This window comes from Pseudomonas vlassakiae (assembly GCF_014269035.2).
Taxonomy (GTDB): domain Bacteria; phylum Pseudomonadota; class Gammaproteobacteria; order Pseudomonadales; family Pseudomonadaceae; genus Aquipseudomonas; species Aquipseudomonas vlassakiae.
Genome location: NZ_JABWRP020000009.1, coordinates 95751 through 118318, shown reverse-complemented (window position 1 = coordinate 118318; position 22568 = coordinate 95751). Strand labels below are relative to the sequence as shown.

At 63.2% G+C, this 22568-nt stretch carries 26 protein-coding genes, 2 tRNA genes and 1 pseudogene; 19 read left to right on the top strand and 10 right to left on the bottom strand.

Features of this window, described 5'->3' with window-relative positions:
• Window position 1: 1 nt before the first annotated feature.
• From HU738_RS13700 to csrA, 6 genes are all read left to right on the top strand, one after another.
• Window positions 2-1078, top strand: coding sequence for an NAD(P)H-dependent flavin oxidoreductase (locus HU738_RS13700; RefSeq protein WP_186603484.1), 1077 nt, complete (start codon window positions 2-4; stop codon window positions 1076-1078).
• Window positions 1079-1223: 145 nt separating this feature from the next.
• Window positions 1224-1982 (top strand): molybdate ABC transporter substrate-binding protein, encoded by a 759-nt coding sequence (gene modA, locus HU738_RS13695; protein WP_186603485.1) that lies wholly within the window; start codon window positions 1224-1226, stop codon window positions 1980-1982.
• Entirely contained in the window at window positions 1982-2662 is a 681-nt protein-coding gene (gene modB / locus HU738_RS13690) for a molybdate ABC transporter permease subunit (protein WP_186603486.1), read from the top strand. The genes modA and modB overlap by 1 nt, the downstream gene beginning before the upstream one ends.
• 1 nt (window position 2663) lies before the next feature.
• Entirely contained in the window at window positions 2664-3755 is a 1092-nt protein-coding gene (gene modC / locus HU738_RS13685; protein ID WP_186603487.1) for a molybdenum ABC transporter ATP-binding protein, read from the top strand.
• Window positions 3756-3812: 57 nt separating this feature from the next.
• Window positions 3813-4835 carry a DNA topoisomerase IB gene (locus tag HU738_RS13680; RefSeq protein ID WP_176509527.1) on the top strand — a complete coding sequence of 341 codons (1023 nt, stop codon included), beginning with the start codon at window positions 3813-3815 and terminating at the stop codon, window positions 4833-4835.
• Between the two features lie 253 nt (window positions 4836-5088).
• Window positions 5089-5286: a carbon storage regulator CsrA gene (csrA, locus tag HU738_RS13675; RefSeq protein ID WP_012315047.1), complete on the top strand. Its 198-nt coding sequence runs from the start codon at window positions 5089-5091 to the stop codon at window positions 5284-5286.
• Between the two features lie 64 nt (window positions 5287-5350).
• Here csrA and HU738_RS13670 read toward each other — a convergent pair whose 3' ends face one another.
• The 5 genes and pseudogenes from HU738_RS13670 to HU738_RS13655 all read right to left on the bottom strand — a co-directional run bounded on the left by HU738_RS13670 (window position 5351) and on the right by HU738_RS13655 (window position 8696).
• On the bottom strand, window positions 5351-5704 hold the full coding sequence (locus HU738_RS13670) for a response regulator (RefSeq protein ID WP_054884940.1): 354 nt from the start codon (window positions 5702-5704) through the stop codon (window positions 5351-5353).
• 12 nt (window positions 5705-5716) lie between these two features.
• Window positions 5717-7162: an ATPase domain-containing protein gene (locus HU738_RS13665; protein WP_186603488.1), complete on the bottom strand. Its 1446-nt coding sequence runs from the start codon at window positions 7160-7162 to the stop codon at window positions 5717-5719.
• Between the two features lie 5 nt (window positions 7163-7167).
• On the bottom strand, window positions 7168-7671 hold the full coding sequence (locus tag HU738_RS26375) for a two-component system sensor histidine kinase NtrB (RefSeq protein WP_437182026.1): 504 nt from the start codon (window positions 7669-7671) through the stop codon (window positions 7168-7170).
• Between the two features lie 21 nt (window positions 7672-7692).
• Window positions 7693-8295, bottom strand: a pseudogene (locus HU738_RS26370) (PAS domain S-box protein); the annotation flags it as partial.
• A 116-nt stretch (window positions 8296-8411) separates the two neighbouring features.
• The gene (locus HU738_RS13655; protein ID WP_176509530.1) at window positions 8412-8696 is read right to left on the bottom strand and encodes a hypothetical protein; all 285 of its coding nucleotides are present in this window, start codon (window positions 8694-8696) and stop codon (window positions 8412-8414) included.
• A 204-nt stretch (window positions 8697-8900) separates the two neighbouring features.
• Between HU738_RS13655 and HU738_RS13650 the strand changes: the two genes are divergently transcribed.
• Both HU738_RS13650 and HU738_RS13645 read left to right on the top strand, forming a co-directional pair.
• Window positions 8901-8985, top strand: a tRNA-Leu gene (locus HU738_RS13650).
• A 104-nt stretch (window positions 8986-9089) separates the two neighbouring features.
• Entirely contained in the window at window positions 9090-9503 is a 414-nt protein-coding gene (locus HU738_RS13645) for a DoxX family protein (protein ID WP_186603490.1), read from the top strand.
• Window position 9504: 1 nt separating this feature from the next.
• Here HU738_RS13645 and HU738_RS13640 read toward each other — a convergent pair whose 3' ends face one another.
• Window positions 9505-9699 (bottom strand): hypothetical protein, encoded by a 195-nt coding sequence (locus HU738_RS13640; protein ID WP_176509532.1) that lies wholly within the window; start codon window positions 9697-9699, stop codon window positions 9505-9507.
• 612 nt (window positions 9700-10311) lie between these two features.
• On the opposite strand from HU738_RS13640, the gene HU738_RS13635 reads away from it, so the two are divergent.
• Window positions 10312-10986, top strand: a complete 675-nt coding sequence (locus HU738_RS13635; RefSeq protein WP_186603491.1) for a polysaccharide lyase family 7 protein — start codon at window positions 10312-10314, stop codon at window positions 10984-10986.
• Window positions 10987-11041: 55 nt separating this feature from the next.
• Here the strand turns inward: HU738_RS13635 and HU738_RS13630 are convergent.
• Window positions 11042-11115 (bottom strand) — tRNA-Cys (locus HU738_RS13630).
• A 153-nt stretch (window positions 11116-11268) separates the two neighbouring features.
• A complete protein-coding gene (gene sohB / locus HU738_RS13625) occupies window positions 11269-12288 on the bottom strand; it encodes a protease SohB (protein WP_176508574.1) in 1020 nt (339 codons plus the stop codon).
• 195 nt (window positions 12289-12483) lie between these two features.
• Between sohB and HU738_RS13620 the strand changes: the two genes are divergently transcribed.
• The 4 genes from HU738_RS13620 to HU738_RS13605 all read left to right on the top strand — a co-directional run bounded on the left by HU738_RS13620 (window position 12484) and on the right by HU738_RS13605 (window position 15610).
• The gene (locus HU738_RS13620) at window positions 12484-13194 is read left to right on the top strand and encodes a histidine phosphatase family protein (RefSeq protein WP_176508575.1); all 711 of its coding nucleotides are present in this window, start codon (window positions 12484-12486) and stop codon (window positions 13192-13194) included.
• A 54-nt stretch (window positions 13195-13248) separates the two neighbouring features.
• The gene (locus tag HU738_RS13615) at window positions 13249-13566 is read left to right on the top strand and encodes an SCP2 sterol-binding domain-containing protein (protein WP_054884931.1); all 318 of its coding nucleotides are present in this window, start codon (window positions 13249-13251) and stop codon (window positions 13564-13566) included.
• A 185-nt stretch (window positions 13567-13751) separates the two neighbouring features.
• Window positions 13752-14819 (top strand): phosphotransferase family protein, encoded by a 1068-nt coding sequence (locus HU738_RS13610; RefSeq protein ID WP_186603492.1) that lies wholly within the window; start codon window positions 13752-13754, stop codon window positions 14817-14819.
• A gap of 23 nt (window positions 14820-14842) precedes the next feature.
• Window positions 14843-15610, top strand: coding sequence for an SDR family oxidoreductase (locus HU738_RS13605; RefSeq protein ID WP_099815250.1), 768 nt, complete (start codon window positions 14843-14845; stop codon window positions 15608-15610).
• Window positions 15611-15688: 78 nt separating this feature from the next.
• On the opposite strand, the gene HU738_RS13600 is transcribed toward HU738_RS13605, so the two are convergent.
• Window positions 15689-16039, bottom strand: coding sequence for a hypothetical protein (locus HU738_RS13600; protein WP_186603493.1), 351 nt, complete (start codon window positions 16037-16039; stop codon window positions 15689-15691).
• 104 nt (window positions 16040-16143) lie between these two features.
• Here HU738_RS13600 and HU738_RS13595 point away from each other — a divergent pair, with 104 nt between their 5' ends.
• The 5 genes from HU738_RS13595 (at window position 16144) to HU738_RS13575 (ending at window position 20740) form a co-directional block, all read left to right on the top strand.
• Window positions 16144-16437, top strand: a complete 294-nt coding sequence (locus HU738_RS13595; protein ID WP_186603494.1) for an RcnB family protein — start codon at window positions 16144-16146, stop codon at window positions 16435-16437.
• Window positions 16438-16550: 113 nt separating this feature from the next.
• Window positions 16551-16733 (top strand): hypothetical protein, encoded by a 183-nt coding sequence (locus HU738_RS13590; protein ID WP_186603495.1) that lies wholly within the window; start codon window positions 16551-16553, stop codon window positions 16731-16733.
• 74 nt (window positions 16734-16807) lie between these two features.
• A complete protein-coding gene (locus HU738_RS13585; protein WP_176508579.1) occupies window positions 16808-17200 on the top strand; it encodes a glycine zipper domain-containing protein in 393 nt (130 codons plus the stop codon).
• Between the two features lie 153 nt (window positions 17201-17353).
• On the top strand, window positions 17354-19183 hold the full coding sequence (locus HU738_RS13580; protein ID WP_186603496.1) for an SLC13 family permease: 1830 nt from the start codon (window positions 17354-17356) through the stop codon (window positions 19181-19183).
• A 138-nt stretch (window positions 19184-19321) separates the two neighbouring features.
• The gene (locus HU738_RS13575; protein WP_186603497.1) at window positions 19322-20740 is read left to right on the top strand and encodes a GGDEF domain-containing protein; all 1419 of its coding nucleotides are present in this window, start codon (window positions 19322-19324) and stop codon (window positions 20738-20740) included.
• A 1-nt stretch (window position 20741) separates the two neighbouring features.
• Here the strand turns inward: HU738_RS13575 and HU738_RS13570 are convergent, their stop codons facing one another.
• Window positions 20742-21500 (bottom strand): sulfite exporter TauE/SafE family protein, encoded by a 759-nt coding sequence (locus HU738_RS13570; protein ID WP_186603498.1) that lies wholly within the window; start codon window positions 21498-21500, stop codon window positions 20742-20744.
• A gap of 98 nt (window positions 21501-21598) precedes the next feature.
• Here HU738_RS13570 and HU738_RS13565 point away from each other — a divergent pair, with 98 nt between their 5' ends.
• Window positions 21599-22519 (top strand): LysR family transcriptional regulator, encoded by a 921-nt coding sequence (locus tag HU738_RS13565; protein WP_186603499.1) that lies wholly within the window; start codon window positions 21599-21601, stop codon window positions 22517-22519.
• Window positions 22520-22568 lie beyond the last annotated feature (49 nt).

Sequence of the window (22568 nt, the reverse complement as noted above, 5' to 3'; positions counted from 1 at the left end):
CATGAGCAACTGGCCCGACCGTCGTATCCTCGATCTGCTGGGCATCGAGTTGCCCATTCTTCAAGCGCCAATGGCCGGTGCCACGGGTTCGGCCATGGCCATTGCCGTGGCCCGGGCTGGTGGCCTGGGTGCCCTGCCCTGCGCCATGCTCACGGGCGAGCAGGTGCGTAGCGAGATCGAGGCCTTCCGCACGGCCTGCCCTGGGCAGCCGCTGAACCTGAACTTCTTCTGCCACCAGCCGCCAGCGCCGGACCCCGAGCGCGACGCCCGCTGGAAACAGGCCCTCAAAGCGTACTACAGCGAAGTCGGTGCCGACTTCGATGCGCCTACGCCTGTTTCCAATCGCGCCCCCTTCGATGAACAGAGCTGCCTGCTGGTCGAGCAACTGCGCCCGGAGGTGGTGAGTTTCCACTTCGGCTTGCCGCACTCGGCACTGCTGCAGCGGGTCAAGGCCACGGGTGCCAAGGTGCTGTCCAGCGCCACCACGGTGGAAGAAGCGCAGTGGCTCGAAGCCAATGGCTGCGATGCGATCATCGCCATGGGCTATGAAGCCGGCGGCCATCGCGGCATGTTCCTCAGCGACGATATCACCAGCCAGATCGGCACCTTCGCCCTGGTGCCGCAGGTTGCCGATGCCGTGCGCCTGCCGGTGATCGCTGCCGGCGGCATTGGCGACCACCGCGGCCTGGTGGCAGCCCTGGCATTGGGCGCCAGCGCGGTGCAGATCGGCACCGCCTACCTGTTCTGCCCGGAGGCCAAGGTCTCCCCTGCCCACCGCCGCGCACTGGACAGCGCAGCGGCCAGCGACACCGCGTTGACCAACCTGTTCACCGGGCGCCCGGCACGTGGCATCAACAACCGCATCATGCGAGAGCTGGGGCCGATGAGCGAACTGGCGCCGCGCTTCCCGCTGGCCGGTGGTGCATTGATGCCACTGCGGGCGATTACCGATGCGCAAGGCAACAGCGATTTCAGCAACCTGTGGTCAGGGCAGGCGCTGCGCCTGGGCAGGCACATGCCGGCCGAGCAGCTGACCCGGCAGATTGCTGGCAAGGCCTTGGCGCAGATCCAGCAGTAGGTGTTGACTCCGTGCCCGCGAACAGGCAGGCACGGACAGCCGAAATTCTTCCAGGCTATAACCCTTCCTCCAGCCCCTTCCCGGCAAATGGTCTATCGCTATATAGTTCACACCATAACGATAACCATCCCAAGGAACTGTCTTCATGCGTATCCGCCTGTCCCACTTGGCCGCCACCAGCCTGGCCAGCCTGGTCACACTCAACAGCGCCTGGGCCGACGAGGTGCAGGTAGCTGTCGCGGCGAACTTCACCGCGCCGATCCAGGCCATCGCCAAGGACTTCGAAAAAGACACCGGCCACACGCTGGTCGCCGCCTATGGCGCCACCGGCCAGTTCTATGCGCAGATCAAGAACGGCGCGCCATTCGAAGTGTTCCTCGCGGCCGATGACAGCACCCCGAAGAAGCTGGAAGAAGAGCAGCAAATCGTCCCGGGCTCGCGCTTCACCTACGCCACCGGCACCCTGGCCCTGTGGTCGGCCAAGCCGGGCTACGTGGATGACAAGGGTGAGGTACTGAAGAACAACCAGTTCCAGCACCTGGCCATCGCCAACCCGAAAGCCGCCCCTTACGGCCTGGCTGCCACTCAGGTGCTGGACAAGCTGAAGTTGACCGAGGCCACCAAGGCCAAGATCGTCGAAGGCCAGAACATCACCCAGGCCTACCAGTTCGTCTCCACCGGCAACGCCGAACTGGGCTTCGTCGCCCTGTCGCAGATCTACAAGGACGGCAAGGTGGCAAGCGGTTCGGCCTGGATCGTCCCGGCCAACCTGCACGAGCCTATCCTGCAGGACGCGGTCATCCTCAACAAAGGCAAGGACAACCCGGCTGCCAAAGCCCTGGTCGACTACCTCAAAGGCCCGAAAGCCGCTGCGGTGATCAAGTCCTACGGTTATGAAATCTGATGCCGCTGGACGCCAGTGACTTCGGCGCGGTCTGGCTGACCCTCAAACTGGCCAGCCTGACCACGCTGATCCTGCTGATCGTCGGGACGCCCATCGCCTGGTGGCTGGCGCGCACGCGCTCGTGGCTGCGCGGGCCGGTGGGCGCGGTGGTGGCGCTGCCCCTGGTGCTGCCGCCAACGGTCATCGGCTTCTACTTGCTGATCGCCCTCGGCCCGCATGGCTGGCTCGGCCAGGTTACCCAGGCATTGGGCCTGGGTACCGTGGTGTTCAGCTTCAGCGGCCTGGTGATCGGCTCGACGGTATACTCCATGCCTTTCGTGGTGCAGCCGCTGCAAAATGCCTTCGGCGCCATCGGCCAGCGCCCGCTGGAAGTGGCCGCGACCCTGCGCGCCAGCCCTTGGGACACCTTCGTCCATGTGGTGCTGCCGCTGGCCCGTCCTGGCTTCATCACCGCCAGCATCCTCGGCTTTGCCCATACCGTGGGCGAGTTCGGCGTGGTGCTGATGATCGGTGGCAACATCCCTGACAAGACCCGCGTGGTTTCGGTGCAGATATTCGATCACGTCGAGGCCATGGAATATTCGCAAGCCCACTGGCTGGCCGGTGCCATGCTGGTGTTCTCGTTCCTGGTACTGCTCCTGCTCTACACCGGGCGCCGTAGCAAGGCTGGCTGGAGCTGAAATGAGCGGATCGATTGTGGCGCGGCTGAAGCTGGCGCGTGACGACTTCACCCTGGACGTCGACCTGGACCTGCCCGGCCGCGGCATCAGCGCGCTGTTCGGCCACTCGGGCTCAGGCAAGACATCATGCCTGCGCTGCCTGGCCGGGCTCGAGCGGGCAGCCAGTGCCTACATCGAGGTCAACGGCAAGGTATGGGAAGACAGCGCCCGCAACTACTTTTTGCCTGCGCACCTGCGCCCGGTGGGCTATGTGTTCCAGGAGGCCAGCCTGTTCCCGCATCTGTCGGTGCGCGGCAACCTGGAATTCGGCTGGCGGCGCATCGCCCCTGCCGAGCGCAGGGTCAGCCTGGAACAGGCCCGCGAGTTGCTGGGCATTGGCCACCTGCTCGAACGCAAGCCGGCCACCTTGTCAGGTGGCGAGGCGCAACGGGTCGGCATAGCCCGCGCCCTGCTGAGCAGCCCGCGGCTGCTGTTGATGGACGAACCGCTGGCCGCACTCGACGGGCCTCGCAAGCGCGAAATCCTGCCATACCTGGAACGCCTGCACGACGAGCTGGACATCCCGCTGGTCTACGTCAGTCATGCCCAGGACGAAGTGGCGCGCCTGGCCGACCACCTGGTGCTGCTGGAACAAGGCCGGGCCATGGCCAGCGGGCCGATCGGCGAGACCTTGGCCCGCCTCGACCTGTCACTGGCCCAGGGCGAGGATGCCGGGGTGGTCTTCGAGGGCATCGTGGTCGGCCACGATCCGCACTACGGCCTGCTCGACCTGCGCCTGCCCGGCCATGAAGCGCCGCTGCTGCGTATCGCCCACCCGGCGCACAGCATGGGCAGCACATTGCGGATCAAGGTCCAGGCCAGGGACGTGAGCCTGGCACTGCGCGCCGACAGCACCTCGAGCATTCTCAACCGGCTAGCGGTGCGGGTGCGCGAAACGCGCCCGGCAGACAACCCGGCGCATGTGCTGGTGAGCCTGGACGCCGGCGGCAATGCCTTGCTGGCGCGCATCACCCGGTTCTCGGCGGACCAGCTCGGCCTGCACACCGGCCAGGCGCTGTTCGCGCAGATCAAGTCGGTGGCACTGCTGGGTTGAGCATCATCGAAGCGGCCGTTGTCCATTGATCAGTGACCTGATCGAGGCCCGCCGCCGATGCTCGACTGCCCCCTGCCACCCAACCTGCACTATGTCGACGACAGCCAGCCGGGCCTGACCCGGCGCCGCTGGCGCGACCGTTTCATTTACCTCGATGCCCAGGGGCAGCGCATCCGCGACCAACAAACCCTGGCCCGCATCGCCGCCCTGGTGATCCCACCGGCCTATACCGATGTCTGGATCTGCGCCGACCCGCAAGGTCACCTGCAGGCCACCGGCCGCGATGCCCGCGGCCGCAAGCAGTACCGCTACCACGCCCAGTGGCGCGAACTGCGCGACCAGCACAAGTACGGGCGCATGCTGGCCTTTGCCCAGGCCCTGCCGAAACTGCGCGCACAACTGGAAACGCACCTGGCCCGGCCGGGCCTGGACCGGGAAAAGGTCATGGCGCTGGTGGTGAGCCTGCTCGATCACACGCTGATCCGCATCGGCAACGAACGCTACCTGCGCGACAACCAGTCCTACGGCCTGACCACCCTGCGCAATCGCCACGTTCAGGTGCAGGGCAGCACCGTACGCTTCCAGTTCCGCGGCAAGCGTGGTGTCGAGCACAATGTCACGCTGCGCGACCGGCGCCTGGCCAACCTGCTCAAGCGCTGCATGGAACTGCCCGGGCAGGCGCTGTTCCAGTATCTGGACGAGAACGGCCAGCGGCACAGCATCGGCTCCAGCGAAGTCAACCAGTTTCTGCAGCAACTCACTGGCGCCGACTTCACCGCCAAGGACTACCGCACCTGGGCCGGCAGCAGCCTGGCGCTGAGCCTGCTGCGGCCATTGGCTTGGGAGCCGGAGAGTGAAGCCAAACGCCAGGTCGCGGCCATCGTCAAGCAGGTGGCCGCACGCCTGGGCAATACCCCGGCAGTGTGCAGGCGCTGCTATATCCACCCGGCCGTACTTGAACACTACGCCCTCGGGCGCCTCGCCGACCTGCCTGAGCGCCGCGTGCGCAAGGGGCTGGATGCTGAAGAAGTGGCCTTGCTGCTGTTTCTTCAAGCACTGGAAACACAAGACGATGATTGAGCCGAACTATCCAGCCCATCATGCAGAGAAATTTCCCATAAAGCCCGAAGCCCCCTATTCTTGCCGTCGAGCACCTCGCCGACCTGCTTTGCAGCATTTTCTTCGGCACCTGCAACTAAAGACACGCAACAGAATTTGTCTTCCGGGGAATTACTATCCGCCGAAAGCGTCTTTAATGAGAAGGAAGAGGGACCAGCTCCCACCGTTGCGGTCCAATGGCCCGACGGATTTCGACATTACCAAGGAGAACTACATGCTGATACTCACCCGTAAGGTTGGCGAAAGTATCGTCATCAACGATGACATCAAAGTCACCATTCTGGGCGTTAAAGGGATGCAGGTGAGGATTGGCATCGATGCACCAAAAGATGTCCAGGTGCACCGGGAAGAGATCTTCAAGCGCATCCAGGCCGGCAGCCCGGCGCCGGAAAAGCACGACGACCAACACTGACCCGAGCCTCGTTTCAAGCCGCACGGACGCGCTTGACCGACTGGCACAAGCCACAACCTGAACCTCAGGTGCCGAGCAGCTCGCGCACCTTGGCGATCATCTTGTCCATGTCGAACGGCTTGTCGAAGACCGCAGCGAACAGCCTTGGGTCGGCCTTGCTGGCCTGCGCGCCGCTCATGAGAATCACCGGCAAGTCATTGAGCCCCAGTTCGTCGCGGATGGCCCGCGCCAGTTCCCCACCGTCGAGCACTGGCATCATGTAGTCGGTGATCACCAGCTCCACGCGCTTTTCCTGCAACGCCTCCAGCGCCTTGCGCCCATTGCTCGCCTTTTCCACCAGAAAACCTTCGTCCTCCAGGGCAAAGCCGAGGATATCGGCGATCAGGTACTCGTCATCGACGATCAGGATGGTGTTCATCGGCAGGCTCCGTCAGCCAGCCCCTTGTGCGACCGGCGTACCCGAAAGCACGCCTGTGGCACCTTCGAACGCCTTGCGCAGGTCGATACCTTGCGGGCCGATGCGCAGTTCGTGCAGCGCCGGGTCGTGGTGGCTGTCGCGCACCTTCAGGATCGACAGCATGCGCTGCAGCTGGGAATCCAGCTCGACGAAGCGCATCAGCATCAGGTTGTCGACGATGCTCGACAAGTCCGGCGCCGGGGCGGTGATTTCCGAACCGAAAATGTCACGCATCTCCCAGGTGAGCATGACGCTGACGTCCCGCGCCCGCAACTCACCCGTCAAAGCCCGGAAGAACGCATTGAGCCGCGCCGGGTCGACCGCCAGGCGGCTGAACGCGCCCAGGCTGTCGATCAACACACGCTTGCTGCCGTGCTGCTCGACTTGCCTGAGCAGACGAGCCCCCACCTGGTCCAGCAGGCCTTCGGTGGTCGGCTGCCAGCACAGGTGCAAGGCGCCGGAACGCTCGAGGGCGGTAAAGTCGTAGCCCAGCGCCGCAGCCTTCAGGCGTAGGCGGGCAGGCGTTTCGTAAAAACCGAAGTGCAGTGCCGGCTGCTCCACGCTACCTGCGGCCAGAAAAGCCAGGCCAATCGAGGTTTTGCCAATCCCCGAGGGCCCCATCAGCAGGCTGACCGAGCCCAGCGTCAGCCCCCCGCCCAGCATTTCGTCCAACGTCTCGACACCTGTGGACACCCGGCTCAAGGAGGCGGAGCCCAGCTGGCTGGGGTGGCTGTAAAGCGATTCCAGGCGCGGGTAGACGTGCAACCCGGCTTCATCGATCAGGCACTCGTGGCGGCCGGACAACGCCCCGCTGCCCCGCGTCTTGCGCAACTGCACGTGGCGCACGGCGCGGCTACCGACCAATTGCTCACCCAACTCGATCACGCCATCGACCATGGTGTGCTCCGGGCTGTTGTCATCCAGCCGGGCACTGGTCAGCAGCAACACGGTACAGCCGGCGAAAGCCGCGTGCCCTTGCAGCTCCGAGACGAACTTCTTGGTATCCAGCGCCGTTTCCGCACGCACCCGGGCATTGAGCACGCCATCGACGATCAGCAGGCTCGCCTGCTGCTTGCCGATTTCCTGGCGCAGCAACCGGACCACCGCATCGAGCCCCTCCTGTTCAAGGGTGTCGAAGGCGCTGACGTACTGGATCTGGTCACCCACCATGCCTGGGTCGAAGAATTCGAGCGTCGCCAGGTACTGGAACAAGCGCTCATGGGACTCGCTGAGCAACGTTGCCACCAGCACCTTGCCGCCGCCCCGCACGTGGCCGCAGGCCAACTGGTTGGCCAGGATGGTCTTGCCCGCACCGGGCGGGCCCTGAACGATGTAGGAAGCGCCCGCAACCAGGCCGCCCTTGAGCAAGGCATCGAGCCCTTCGATCCCCGTGACCAGCCGTTTGAGTGCTTGAACCATGGTGGCTACCTGTCGGATTGTGCCCGCGCATCGGGCTGATAGGCCGGCAGATACAGGCGCATGCACGTGCCCTGGCCGAGCGTGCTGTCGACACGGATGGCGCCATTGCTCTGCTTGGCAAAACCGTAGACCTGGCTGAGGCCAAGGCCGGTGCCCTTGCCGAAAGCCTTGGTGGTGAAGAACGGCTCGAAGATACGCGGCAGCACCAGCGGGTCGATACCCTCCCCCGTGTCATTCACTTCGAAGCACACGAACGTGCCATGCAGCCCTTCGACTTCCCCTGCCAGTTCGACCGTGAGCACCGCCAGGTCGATCGTGCCCCGCTCGCCGATCGCATCGCGCGCATTGAACAGCAGATTGAGCAGCACCATCTGCAGCTGGCCGGCATCCACCTCGATCAGTGGCAGATCGGGCTGCAGGTATTCCTGCAACGCGATCTCACGTGGCAGCGCATGCTCCAGCAGGCCACGGGTGGAATCCAGCAGCTTGGCCGGGGCGATCAGTGACACATCGAGTTGCCGGTGGCGGGCGAAACTGAGCAGCTGCTGGGTCAGCTCGGTGCCGCGCTGCCCGGCATCGAGGATATGTTCGAGCATGCGTTGCACCCGCGCCGGGTCCTGGCTGGCCTGGGCCAGGCGCGCCGAGCTGATGATGATGGTCAGCAGGTTGTTGAAGTCGTGCGCCAGGCCGCCAGTAAGCTGGCCCAGCGCTTCGAGCTTCTGCGCCTGGAACAACTGGGCCCGCACGGCGTCAAGCTGCAGCGCCGATTCGCGCCGGTCGGTGATATCACGGGTGACCTTGGCCAGGCCGATGATCTGCCCCTGCTCGTCGCGGATGACATCGAGCGCAGCCAAGGCCCAGAATTGCGTGCCGTCCTTGCGCACGCGCCAGCCCTCGTCCTGCGCCACGCCCTGTTCCAGGGCCATTTTCAGCAGGCGCTCCGGGCGCCCTTCGGCACAATCCTGAGGCGTGAAGAACAGCGAGAAATGCCGGCCTATGACTTCTTCGGCGCGGTAACCCTTGATCCGCTGGGCGCCGGCATTCCAGGACACCACATGGCCGGTGGAGTCGAGCATGTAGATGGCGTAATCCACCACTGATTGCACCAGTTGCTCATAGCGGCTGGCGGGCATGACCGGGTGATCGATACAGTCGGCTGAAACCATGCATACTCCACAGGCACAGCAGGGGGGCCTGATTAGCTTAGCCAAGCGTACCCTTCTGCAACAGCACGCGCTGTAACAGATTATCAGCGCTCGGGTTCGACCATGACCAGGCTGATGCGCCTCGGCATCGCCACTTTCAACAGCCACAGGCCCACCAGCAGGATCAGGCCGCCACCTGCCAACGCCATCAGGCGCTGCGGTTGCTGCTGCTCGCCATCGAACCCCAGTAGCAGAAGGTAGCTACCGAGGGTGATCAGGCTGAGGTACAGAAAAGCGCCCAGCAGCAACACCTGCGCGAACAGCAGGCGCCAGAACAGCCGGGGACGAACAGCACGCCCGGGAAGAACCGAAGGAGTGGCCTGGGACATGGCGTCACACTCATTGGATCCAATGAAGTGGGCAACAGTGGCGTAATGACAGCAAGGTGTCAATTGCCCTTTCGATCGACCCCCTCATTCCTTTGATCATAGGCGCTGCGTTTGACTCAACTATAACAATGGGTTATAAAGCGCACTTGATTGTCAGGCCCTTCTGCCTAGAAGCGCGCCGGTCGCCACGACCCTTTCAAGCGTGCGAGTGTGGTGGAATTGGTATACACAGCAGACTTAAAATCTGTCGGCGTGAGCCTTGCGGGTTCGAGTCCCGCCACTCGCACCAAACTCCTTTGAAAAGGCGCCCTTGCGGCGCCTTTTTGCTGCCCGGCAGCAATCCCCTGGGCAACTGCTAGAGTGGAGCTTGTCCCCCTTCACCGGTATGCCGCCATGCGCTACTCCCTGTTCGATGGTCAACGCGACATCATGCTGCTGATCGCTCGCGTGCTGCTCATGATCCTTTTCCTGCTGTCCGGTTGGGCCAAGCTCACAGGCTTTGAAGGCACGGTCGGCTACATGACCTCGCTGGGCGCCCCTGCCCCGATGCTCGCGGCAGCGGTTGCAGTGTTCATGGAGTTCATCGTCGGCATCCTGCTGATCCTGGGCTTCTACACCCGTCCGTTGGCCTTCCTGTTTGCCCTGTTCGTGCTGGGCACCGGGCTGCTGGGTCATCCCTTCTGGAACATGATCGACCCGGAGCGCGCCGCGAACATGACTCAGTTCCTGAAAAACCTCAGCATCTGCGGCGGCCTGCTGGCACTGGCAGTCAGCGGCCCAGGGCGCTACTCGGTCGACGGGCGCTGATTCAGTCGTCCAGGTCGTCGTGCCAGGCTGGGTGATCGCACGCTTCGTCATCGAGGTCATCCAGCAGCGCCTCGTCTTCCTCGACTTCGTCCTCGGCGCCTTGAGCGTCCGCTTCAGGGTCGTAGTCTTCATAGAGGAATTCGTGATCGAGCAGATGATCATGTTCGGGTTCGTGCAGGTCGTCTTCGTCGCGCATGGTGGCTCCTGGAATGCTGGCACGCCTTATAGGCGCATCGTTCGCCGTGGTCAATGGCGCGCCATTAATGCTGACTTAATCAGCGGGCCTCAGCTTGAAAGCTCTCCCTTCAAAACGTTCGTTGCCCGCCTCGATGGCGGGCTTTTTTATGCGCACCGGGTATCGACACACCGCCAACGTGAACTTCACGAGTTTATGACAAGCACTTTGACAATCTGACCCTGCTCCGTACTTTCTTTGGACCCGCCACTGGTTGGCGGGTTTTTCTTTTTCCGGGGATGTGAAATGCGTACCGAAAGTAGTCGCATCACTTGGCTGACCGCAGCAGTCGAAACCAGAAACGCCCGAAAAAATGAGGGAAGCCCGGCATTGAGCGGGGCTTTTACAGAGCTGCCAGCTGCAGGTCTGTGCCATTTGCTTACCCGTCATTTCGCTGTACACGCTTGCGGGGGTTGAAAAAAGGTCACTCAAATGTACTGTATATACATACAGTCATCGTGACTTCCAAATCATCCGCCTGCGCATTCACGAGTGCCCAGCCGGATGCGGAGGAACGCATCACGGTTGGATGGCAATCGTGCCAGGCCAATGATTTTATCGTCAGGAGTATTTATGACCGTAAATATCAGTAATCTAACGATCACTACCCCCGTAGCCGTCTCTTCAACGAACCCCGTCGCGCTTGAACTCAACGGCGCTGTCGCCATCGCCGAGTTCCCGAGCGTGGTCAAAGTGCTCAGCGACGGGTCCGTCCAGTTCACAGCACCGACCAAAGGCGCTTCGAGCAAGAGCACCCATAGAACCCGTTGCGAGTGGTCAGAGACCCAGAACTGGACGCTGGCCAGCGCCCCAGACCACTGGAATCGCCAGACAATGACGTTGACCAAGGTCAACTCGGCGCAAAAGGTCGTCATCAGCCAGATGCACGTCAGGGGGGACGACAGCCCGCCAGTGAAGGTGTTCTGGAACAAGGGCAACATCACCATCGGCTTCCGGACGTCTTACAACCAGACCAACCCGGTGAACAGCACCCTCCTGCAGGGCGTGCCGCTCGGCACGAAATTCGACGTGATCATCCACGCCACCTCTGCCGGCATGGTCAAGGTGACCGCCAGGTGCAACGGCGTCTCCAAGTCATCGAGCGAACTGCAACTCGATGATACCTGGGACACCCACTTGTTCGAGTTCCATGGCGGGGTCTACAACCAGGTCGACTACACCGACACCACGCCGGCCGATGATGGTTCAGTGTGCATCATCAGCGACCTTTCGCTGAGCCATGGCTAAATGCCGGGCAAAATGAAAAACCCCGCAGATTTTCATCTGCGGGGTTTTCGAAGAGTGGAGGCCGAGGTCGGAATCGAACCGGCGTAGACGGATTTGCAATCCGGAGCATAACCACTTTGCTACTCGGCCTCAAAGTTCGGATCTAGCAGCTTGCGCTTCGCTATCTCCTTGAAACACCGCACCTTTTCAAGGTTTGCTGCGTTTCGATGGGCGCCATTATGTCCGCATTCTTTTCACCTTGCAACCCCCTGAACGAAAAAAAATTTCAACGGGTTCAAGGTGTTAGCGCAAGCGCCCGAGTTTACTCCACAAACCTACCAAGGTGTTCTCAACCGTGCCGCTGGCGGCCATGCCGATTCGCTCCTGCAGGCTCTTGCGTTCGGCATAGTGCAGGTGGAACAGGCTGGCCGTGCGGGCGCGCTCACTGAGGTACTCGTCGCTGGTCTGCAGTGCATCGACCAGCTTGCGGTTCAATGCGGCAATGCCGAGCCAGACTTCACCGGTGGCGACCTCATCGATGTGCAACTGCGGGCGGTAGCGGGCCACGAAGTCCTTGAACAGCTGGTGGGTGATGTCCAGGTCTTCCTGGAACTTCTCACGGCCTTTCTCGGTGTTCTCGCCAAACACGGTCAGGGTACGCTTGTACTCGCCGGCGGTCAGCACTTCGAAATCGATGTCGTGCTTCTTCAACAGGCGGTTGACGTTGGGCAACTGCGCCACCACACCGATCGAGCCCAGCACGGCGAAGGGCGCGCTGATGATCTTGTCGCCGATGCACGCCATCATGTAACCGCCGCTGGCCGCGACCTTGTCGATGCACACGGTGAGCGGGATGCCGGCCTGGCGGATGCGCGCCAGTTGCGAGGCCGCCAGGCCATAGCTGTGCACCAGGCCGCCGCCGCTTTCCAGGCGCAGCACCACTTCATCGCGAGGGGTGGCGAGGGTCAGCAGAGCGGTGATCTCGTTGCGCAGGCTCTCGGTGGCGGAGGCCTTGATGTCACCGTCGAAGTCGAGCACGAACACCCGGCCCTTTTCCTCAGCCTTGCCCTTCTTCTGCTGTTTTTCCGCCTTGGCCTGTTGCTTGCGCAGGGCCTTGAGCTGGCCTTTGTCGAGCAAGCCGCTTTCCAGGCGCTCGCGCAGCTCCTTATAGAATTCGTTGAGGCGGGTGACCTGCAACTGCCCACCGGCCTTGCGCCGCCCCTTGCCGCGCAAACCGGCGATGGCGGACAACACCACCAGGATGGCAATCACCAGGGTGGCGGTTTTGGCGAGAAAGCTTGCGTATTCGGCAAGAAACTCCACGTTGACTCCTTATGAACCTGCGCCCGATCGGCGCGAAACTGCTGCAAGCATACCGTTGCGCCCGTGCCCTCGCCAGCCGAGGTAAACGCTGGCAACACAGTTCAAACAACCTTTTCAAACGCTTGTATGTTTTTTCGTTGACAGCCTGTCTGGCGCATCCTAACCTCGCAGCAACCTTCAACGCCGGATACCGCAGTGGGCAATCTCTACCTGATCCGACATGGCCAGGCTTCCTTCGGTGCAGACGACTACGACGTCCTCTCCCCTGTCGGTGTGCGCCAGAGCCAAGCCCTGGGCGAACACCTCGCCCAGCTCGGCCTGCACCTGGACCGCTGCGTGGCGGGTGACCTGCGCCGGCAGCAGGACACTGCCCGGCACGCACTGCAGGCGATGAACGCCAGCGGTTGCCCGGTACCGGCCATTGAGACCGACCCGGCGTTCAATGAGTTCGACGCCGATGGGGTGATTCGTGCCCTGCTGCCTGGCCTGTTGACTGAGGAGCCGCATGCCCGGGAGATCCTGCGCAACGGTGCCCGGAACCGCAGCGAGTTCCAGCGCCTGTTCGCGCTGATGGTGCAGCGCTGGCACGCGGGCGAGCATGCCGATGACGGCCTGGAGACCTGGCAGGCCTTCACCGCACGGGTCGAGGCCGGCCTGCAGCGTCTGCTGGGCACTGCGGGCAGTGGCGAAAACATCGCCGTGTTCACATCCGGGGGCACCATCGCCGCCCTGCTTCACCTGGTTACCCGAATCACGCCCAGCCAGGCCTTTGCGCTGAACTGGCAGATCATCAACACGTCGCTCAGCCAGCTGAAATTCCGCGGCCGCGACGTGGCACTGGCTTCCTTCAACAGCCAAGCCCATGTGCAGCTGTTGAGGGCCCCGGAGCTCATCACCTACCGTTGAGCCCGGCCCGTTGTGTCCTTACGGACGCGAATATCACTTAACAAGGAAAACACCATGAGCGATGTAGCTAAAGCCGTCGAAGCGATGAAAGCAAAATTCAACCCAGCGGCTGCTGAAGGCCTGGACCTGGTGTTCGGCTTCAATATCACCGACGAAAACAAGCAATACGCGCTGATCGTCAAAGATGGCACCTGCGACATCCAGGAAGGTGAAAACCCGGATGCCAACTGCACCCTGGTGCTGGACAGCGAAACCCTGAAAGGCATCGTCAGCGGTGAAACCGACGGCATGCAGGCCTTCATGGGCGGCAAGCTGCGCGTCGAAGGCGACATGATGCTGTCGATGAAGCTCAGCGAGCTGTTCCCTTCCTGAGTGCCGGGCACAACGCAGAATCAAAGAACCGAAGCCTGGCCGGCTTCGGTTTTTTTTTGCCTGGCATTCGGTGCAGTGATCGACCGGCAACACCCTCGCCTATATGGCCCCTGGCACGCTTGTCCCACTGCCGCCAGGCCATTAGATTAGCCAATAGTCCTTGCACCAGATAATAAGGAAATCGCATGACGCTCACCGACCAGTCCACCCAGGTACGCCCCGGCGAAGAACTCGACGCGGCCGTCATCGATCCTTATCTGAAGGGCCACATCGCCGGCCTCGAAGGCCTGCCGAGCATCAGCCAGTTCCCGGGGGGCGCGTCCAACCTCACCTACCTGGTCAGCTACCCGGGCCGTGAATTCGTGTTGCGCCGCCCGCCCTTCGGTCACAAGGCCAAGTCGGCCCATGACATGGGCCGCGAGTTCCGCATCCTCAACCAGCTCAACAGCGGATTCCCGTATTGCCCAAAGGCCTACGTCCATTGCACCGACGAGTCGCTGATCGGGGGTGAGTTCTACGTGATGGAACGGGTCAAGGGCGTGATCCTGCGCTCGGACATCCCCGCCGAGCTGGGCCTGGACGCCGGCCGCACCGAGGCCCTGTGCAAAAGTTTCATCGACCGCCTGGTCGAGTTGCATCAAGTGGATTACCACGCTTGTGGCCTGGCCGACCTGGGCAAGCCGGAAGGATACGTGCAGCGCCAGATCGAGGGCTGGACCAGCCGCTACGAGAAAGCCCTGACACCCGATGCGCCACGCTGGGGGAACGTGATCGCCTGGCTGCACGAGAAGATGCCCGCCGACCACCCGCGCCCAGGCATCGTGCACAACGACTACCGCTTCGACAACGTCATCCTCGACGCCGACAACCCCATGCGCATCATCGGGGTGCTGGACTGGGAGATGGCCACCCTCGGTGACCCCTTGATGGACCTGGGCAACAGCCTGGCCTACTGGATCGAGGCCAGCGACCCGGCGCCGGTGCAACTGATGCGCCGCCAGCCAAGCAATGCCCCAGGCATGCTCACGCGCCGCCAGTTCGTCGACTACTACGCCGAGCGCGCCGGCATCCACCTGGACAACTTCGATTACTACTATTGCTACGGCCTGTTCCGCCTGGCCGGCATCGTCCAGCAGATCTACTACCGCTACTACCACGGCCAGACCCAGGACAAACGCTTCGCCCAGTTCATTCACATGAACCGGCTGCTGGAGCAGATGAGCCTGCAGGTCATCGGCAAGTCCACGCTCTGATGCCAGACAACAAGGAAAACAGCATGTCCAAGACCCAACTGTTCGACCTCGACGGCAAGATTGCCTTCGTCTCCGGTGCCAGCCGTGGCATCGGCGAGGCCATTGCCCATCTGCTGGCCCAGCAAGGCGCCCACGTGATCGTCTCCAGCCGCAAGCTGGAGGGTTGCCAACAGGTCGCGCAGGCCATTATTGCAGCGGGTGGCAAGGCCACGCCGGTGGCCTGCCATATTGGTGAACTGGAGCAGATCCAGCAGGTGTTCGCCGGCATCCGTGAACAGTTCGGGCGCCTGGATATCCTGGTCAACAATGCAGCCACCAACCCACAATTCTGCAACGTGCTCGACACCGACCCGAGTGCCTTCCAGAAGACCGTCGACGTGAATATCCGCGGCTACTTCTTCATGTCGGTGGAAGCTGGCAAGCTGATGCGTGAAAACGGTGGTGGCAGCATCATCAACGTCGCGTCGATCAACGGCGTTTCGCCGGGCCTGTTCCAGGGCATCTATTCGGTGACCAAGGCGGCGGTGATCAACATGACCAAAGTGTTCGCCAAGGAGTGCGCGCAGTTCGGCATTCGCTGCAACGCCCTGCTGCCGGGCCTGACCGACACCAAGTTCGCTTCGGCCCTGGTGAAGAACGACGCCATCCTCAATGCCGCGCTGCAGCAGATCCCGCTCAAGCGCGTGGCCGACCCCAAGGAAATGGCCGGTGCCGTGCTGTACCTGGCCAGCGATGCTTCCAGCTACACCACCGGTACCGCGCTGAATGTCGACGGTGGGTTCTTGTCCTGACGCTCGAGATGTATTGGCTCGGATATCGAGCGCCGCACGGGCGGCGCTCGATATTTGCACCACTGCAAGACTCAAATCTTACAAACAGGTCGCCGCCGCCGCCCGGCGCTGCAGGGCCACACCGTCATTCTTCTGCGCGTAGTAATCCACCCGCGTCCCGCCCGCCTGCGGGTACACATCCACGAACGACTCCGCCTCGCGGGTATAAACCGTCAACCCGCCCTGCTTGCGCGGCTCAAGGTAGCCACTGGCGTCGTCGCCGAACACATCCTCTTTCTGCCAGCTGAACTGGATGCACTGCGCCACCAGCTCCGGCGCCTTGCGCGAGTCGAGCTGGGCTGTCGGCTTGCCAGCGCGTGCCGCATCCATGGTCGCGCTCGCGCAACCGACCAACACCAGCGCCGCAGCCATCGGCAGAATTGCTCGCATGTTCCATCCTCGGGGCAAAAAAGAAAGCGACTCTAGCACCGCAAATGAATTGTCCCAAGCGGGCCGCTGTCCATCTGGTACATACCCCCCTCAAGGAGACTGCCATGAAAGCCAACCACCTTCTGCCTGCACTACTGCTGGCCAGCCTGCCGATGATGACCCTGGCTGCCCCTTCGGCCGAGGAAAGCATCAAGGCACCGGAAACCCACAACCGCGAACTCAAGGTCGGCGACAAGGCGCCCGACCAATACAAACGCGACGACGCGGCCCTGAGCGACTGGAAAGCCAAGGGCCTGCCCGCACCGGAAAAGGAAAGCCACTGGGTGCGCATGGGGGATCACTATGTGCTGGTTCAGACCACTAATGGCGTAGTGCTTGCCATCCACCCTGCCTCCTGAGCGCCATTCATCGCTCGCGCAGCAAAATCTTGCGGGTCAAGGAAACCAAATGGATCGATCCCAGTCTCAGTTAGTGTCCCGTAAACCTATGCGGATCAAGGACCTATATCGAGATGACCCGCTTTGCAAGCTTTTCACTGATCGCCGCTTTCCTGCTGTTGTCGGGCTGCTATCACCACCACTACCGTGATGACGGCGGCTGGCGCGATGATGACCGCGGCCACCGTCACCACCACCGGCACGATCGCGACGATGACGACGACCGCCAATGGCGTAGTGACCGTTACGATCGCTGAAGCGTCTTCCCTACCCTGACCCGCCGCCCAACCGTGCGGCACCTTAACCTGATGATTCCTCTGAGGTTCCAATCATGCGTCTGACTCTACCTTCCCTCGCCCTTGGCCTGCTGCTGTGCCAGGGCGCTTTCGCCGGTGACGGTACTGCCGCCATCGGTGGTGGCCTGGGTGGCGTCCTGGGCAACGTTGTCGGCCAGCAGATGGGCGGCCGCACTGGCGCAGCCATCGGCGCCGGTCTCGGCGGTGCCGCCGGTAGTGCAGTAGCGGCGAAGAAAGGCAACCGTACCGAAGCCGCCATTGGCGGTGGCCTGGGCTCGGCCGGCGGCTCGCTGCTGGGCGGCGCAGTAGGTGGCAGGACCGGCTCTACCATCGGTGCAGGTCTGGGCGGCGCGGCCGGTGGCGCCTTGGGCAACCACATGGGCGACAACGGTGGCAGCAGCAAGCACCGCCATCATCGTCACCACTGAGTGACGTCAAGCAAAAGGGCCGCATCGTGCGGCCCTTTTCATTTGCCTATGGCTGCAAACCCTGCAGCACATCAACACCACCTTCACCGCAAGCTGCCACACTGACTGCTACTGTCTTTCGTGACCCCTTGAGTGAAGGAACACCCTCGCCCCATGAACCAGGAATTGCTCTGGGTACTCGGCCTGCTGGCTGTCGTCGTCATCCTCTTCGTCATCAACCGCCCGCGCATGGACGTGGTCGCCCTGCTGGTGATCCTCGCCCTGCCACTGTCGGGCATCCTCACCGTGGAACAGGCCCTGGCCGGTTTCAGCGACCCCAACGTGGTGCTGATCGCCGCCCTGTTCGTGATCGGCGAAGGGCTGGTACGCACCGGCATCGCCTACCGCATCGGTGAATGGATGAGCGCAAAGGCCGGTAACAGCGAGGCACGGCTGCTGGTCTTGCTGATGGTCTCGGTGGCCGGGCTGGGCTCGGTGATGAGTTCGACCGGCGTGGTGGCCATCTTCATCCCGGTGGTGCTCAGCATTGCCGCACGCCTGAAACTGTCGCCCAGCCGGTTGATGATGCCGCTGAGCTTCGCCGGCCTGATCAGCGGCATGCTCAGCCTGGTGGCCACGCCCCCCAACGTGGTGGTGCACAGCGAACTGGTACGCCATGGCGCGCCCGGCTTCAGCTTTTTCAGCTTCACCCCGTTCGGCCTGGTGGTGCTGTTGCTGGGCATCGGCTACATGCTGCTGACCCGCAACTGGCTCAATGGCGAAACGCGCAAGGACGGCCGCGTGGAAAGCCGCCGCACGCTGCTGGACCTGGTGCTCGACTACAAGCTCAACGGCCGCGAACGGCGCCTGCGCATCCGAGCCAAATCGCCACTGATCGGCCATACCCTGGGCGAGCTGGAACTGCGCACCAGGCATGGCGCCAACGTCATCGGCATCGAACGCCAGCACAAGTTCACCACCCGGGTGATCGCCGCCGACTCAGGCACCGTCCTGCAGCAAGGCGATGTGCTGCTGCTCGACCTGTTCGCCAACCGCGACAACCTGCGCACCCTGTGCCAGACCATGCACCTGGAACCGCTGCATTTCAAGGCCGCCTATTTCATCGACCAGTCCCAGGACCTGGGCATGGCGGAGGTGTCGCTGCCGCCGGGCTCGCAGCTGATCGGCAAGAGCATACTGGAGCTGGCCTTCCGCACCCGCTATGACCTCAACGTGGTTGGCCTGCGCCGCGAGCAGGCGGCCATTGAAGAACAACTGGTGGAAGAGAAGCTGCGCCTTGGCGATACGCTGCTGGTGGTCGGCCCATGGAAAGCCGTGCGCCAGCTGCAGAGCCAGCCAAAGGACTTTCTGGTGTTGAGCCTGCCGGCCGAAATCGATCAGGTAGCGCCAGCCCGCGCCCGAGCACCGCATGCCCTGCTCAGCCTGGCGGTGATGGTCGGGTTGATGGTCAGCGGCGCAGTACCCAATGTCATCGCCGCGCTGATCGGCTGCCTGCTGATGGGCGCCGGGCGCTGCATCGACATGAACAGCGCCTACCGGGCCATTCACTGGCAGAGCCTGGTGTTGATCGTCGGCATGCTGCCGTTCGCCCAGGCGCTGCAGAAAACCGGCGGCATCGACCTGGCCGTCGGTGGCCTGGTCAGCCTGCTGGGCGGTGCCGGGCCGCTGGCCATGCTGGCCTGCCTGTTCATGGTCACGGCCATTATCGGCCTGTTCATCTCCAACACCGCCACCGCCGTGCTGATGGCCCCGGTGGCGATCAGCACGGCCACGCAGCTGGGCCTGTCGCCCTACCCGTTCGCCATGACCGTCGCCCTGGCAGCATCGGCAGCGTTCATGACGCCGGTGTCTTCACCCGTCAACACCCTGGTGCTCGGCCCGGGCCAGTACCGCTTTGCCGACTTCGTCAAAATTGGTGTGCCTTTCACCGTACTGGTGATGCTGGTCACGGTGCTGATGGTGCCCTGGTTCTTCGGTCTCTAGGCAATATGGCGAGGATTGGAGGCTATTTGACATCAACTTGCACGAACACGGCAGATTGACATCAAGCACCCGGTGCCAACACACTGACACGCCAATGCCCCAGGTGCTTATAGCCGTTGTCCTGGATTTCGTTTCCGCTTGTCGGTCGAGCCTATGGTTTTTCCAGCACAATCGCGCTTGTTGCCCTACCTTGCCCTGTTCGCCCTGACCTTCGCCCTGACCCTCGGCGGGATCCTGGCCCGGCCGATCGAATCGTTGTCGCTGTTCTGGCCGGTCAATGCGGTGCTGGCCGGGGTGCTCTTGCGTTACCCGCGCCAGGCCAGCTGGGTGGGCTTTGGCCTGGTGTGGCTGGCCATGGTCGCCGCCGACCTGGCATGTGGCAGTGCCTGGGCTCCCGCCCTGTGGTTCAACCTGTGCAACCTCGGCGTGGTGGTGACGGTGTGGTGGTTGCTTTCGCGCTTGCCCCGCCTGCACAAACGGATGCGTACCCCGCATGGCGTGCTCAGTGTGTTCGGAGCCTGCGCAGCGGGTGCCGTGGTGGCGGCCAGCATGGCCTGCGTCATGGCTACACCGTGGTTCGAAAAGTCGTTGCAGGCCACCTGGCTGGCCTGGTTCAGCGAACAGTTCTCGACCAGTGTGCTGATGCTGCCGGTGCTGCTCACCGCCCCATCGACCCGTGTACTGATGCGCAGCGGCGCCCAGGCCATCCGCCTGGCGCCCTTGTTGGTGCTGCTGGCCTCGCTGGCCTTGAGCATCGCCTTCGGCGGCCCTGGCGCCATCGCCTTTCCGATTGCCGCGCTGCTGTGGTGTGCCTGGACGTACTCGCCTTTTCTGGTTTCGTTGCTGGCGCTTACCGCTGGCAGCACGCTGATCGTGGCGGTGGCGCAGAACCTCATGCACTTCAGCGTGCCGCAGAGCGAACCCGGAGTCACCACGCTGATGTCGGCGCGCCTGGGGATCGCCATGCTGGTCCTCGGCCCACTGGTCGTCGCCTGCGTCAGCCAGGCCAATCGCAGCCTGCTGGCGCGCCTGGCGCATCAGGCCACCATCGACCACCTCACCGGCCTGCTCAGCCGCAGTGCCTTTACCCGGCGCGCCAATGCCCTGCTCGACAGCCGTCAGCAGCATGGGCTGCCGCTGACCTTGATGATGCTCGACATCGACCATTTCAAGTCGATCAACGATTGCCATGGTCATGCAGTCGGTGACCAGGTCCTGCGCCAGTTCGCCAGTACCCTGCAGGAGCAGTTGCACGACCAAGCGCTGCTGGCTCGCCTGGGCGGTGAAGAGTTCGTGGTGGTACTGCCGGGGCTGCCACCGGAACAGGCCACGTTCACCGCCGAGCGTCTGCGCCGCGCCGTGCAGGACCTGCATGCCGCCCAGGGCGATACGCGCCTGCAGATCACCGTCAGCATTGGCCTGGCTGGCTGCGCCGCGGACCAAAGCGCGCCGAGCCTGGACGACCTGCTGGCGCGCGCCGATCAGGCGCTGTACCGGGCCAAGGCGCATGGCCGCAACCGCGTCGAGCAGGCCGAGGTGCAGCGCCAGGTCATCTGAGTCAGCTCAGCAGGTCCCAGGACAGCTTGGCGATCAGTACGCACAGCAGGATCAGGAACAGCCCGCGCACAAAGCCCGCGCCCTTGCGCACCGCCAGCCAGGTCCCGGTCAGAGCACCGAGGATATTGCACGCAGCCATCGGCAGGGCGATGGCGTAAAGCACATTGCCCGACGGCACGAAGAACACCAGCGCTGCCAGGTTGGTGGCGATATTGACCACTTTCGCCGAGGCCGAGGCATGCAGGAAGTCGAGGGCAAAGAAGCGGATGAACAGGAAGATCAGGAAGCTGCCGGTGCCCGGGCCGAACAAGCCGTCATAGAAGCCGATCGCACCGCCGATCAGCACCGCCAGGCACTGCTCCCGGCGGCCGATCCTGGCCGGCTTGTGCAAGGTGCCAAAGTCCTTCTTGCAAAAGGTGTAGATCGCCATCAGCACAATCAGCACCAGCACCGCCGGGCGCATCACGCTCGGCGGTACCCGCGACACCGTGGCCGCTCCGGCAAACGCCATCACAAAGGCACTGAGCGCCGCCGGCACGATCAATCCCCAGTCGAGGGTCACCTTGCGAATGAATGAACGAGCCGCAAAGGCCGTGCCGCACACCGAGGCCAGCTTGTTGCTGCCCAGCAGCGCCGCCGGCTGTGCCGTGGGCAGCACGTTGAACAGCGCCGGGATCTGAATCAGCCCACCGCCACCGACGGCGGCATCGATCAGGCCGGCAGCGAAAGCGAACAGAGAAAGTACGGCGATATCCATCATGGTGCGGCCCTGGCAGTGAAAACAGACCGCAAGGCTAATCAATCCAGCGCGCTTGTGTTGAAATGCCGCATTGCGAAAACTGCAATCAGGAGCACTTCATGGCATTGAACATGCTGCGCGAAATCCAGGCGTTCGTCAGTGTTGCGCACAAGCGCAGCTTCGTCTCCGCCGCCCGTGCGCTGGGCCGTTCGCCCAGCGCGGTAACCCGCGCGGTGCAAACCCTGGAAGACAGCAGCGGGTGCAAGCTGCTCAAACGCAACGCCAACGCGGTTACACTCACCGAAGCCGGTGAACGCCTGCTGCCCCATGCCGAGCGCTTGCTGGATGTGCAACGCGACGCGGCCGATGAACTGGCTGCGCTCACGGGTACTGCGCAAGGCTGGGTGCGCTTTGCCGCGCCGCAACTGCTCGGCGAGCACGTATTGCCTGGTGTGCTGGCCAGTTTCAGCCAGCGCCATCCGCAAGTGACCCTCGACGTGCAATACGGCGATGCCGCCTTCGACCCGTTGCACGGCAAGTTCGATTTCGTGGTCCGCGGCGCCTTTGCGCAGTCGAGCGAACTGATTGGGTACCCACTGTGGCGCTATCACCGCCACTTGTATGCCAGCCCGGCCTACGTCGCCCGCGCCGGCATGCCGGAACGGCCCGAGCAGCTGGACAAGCATGCCCTGATCCTGCACACCGCGCCGCGCATCCTCAAAGCGTGGCATTTCTGCCGTGACGGCCAGATCACCAGCCTGCGCCCTCATCCGCGCTTGCGCCTGGGCTCTGGCGACGCGGTGTACCACAGCACCTTGGCCGGGGCCGGCATCGCACGCCTGGCAGACTGGGTGGCAGAAGCACAGGTGAAGGCCGGACGCCTGGTGCGGGTATGCGCGGACTACCGGCTGACCTCAAGCACCGGCCAGGACCCGCAGATGCACGCGGTGTACCCCTCTGGCGAGCTGCCTGCCCGCGTGCGTGAGTTGCTGCTGGCCTTGCGCCAGGCCGGCTCAGCCGCCTCTGAACGCGCCAGGTAGCGGCTGCTCAATTTCTGCTCAATTTAACAGAGCCCGCAAATCACCTGGC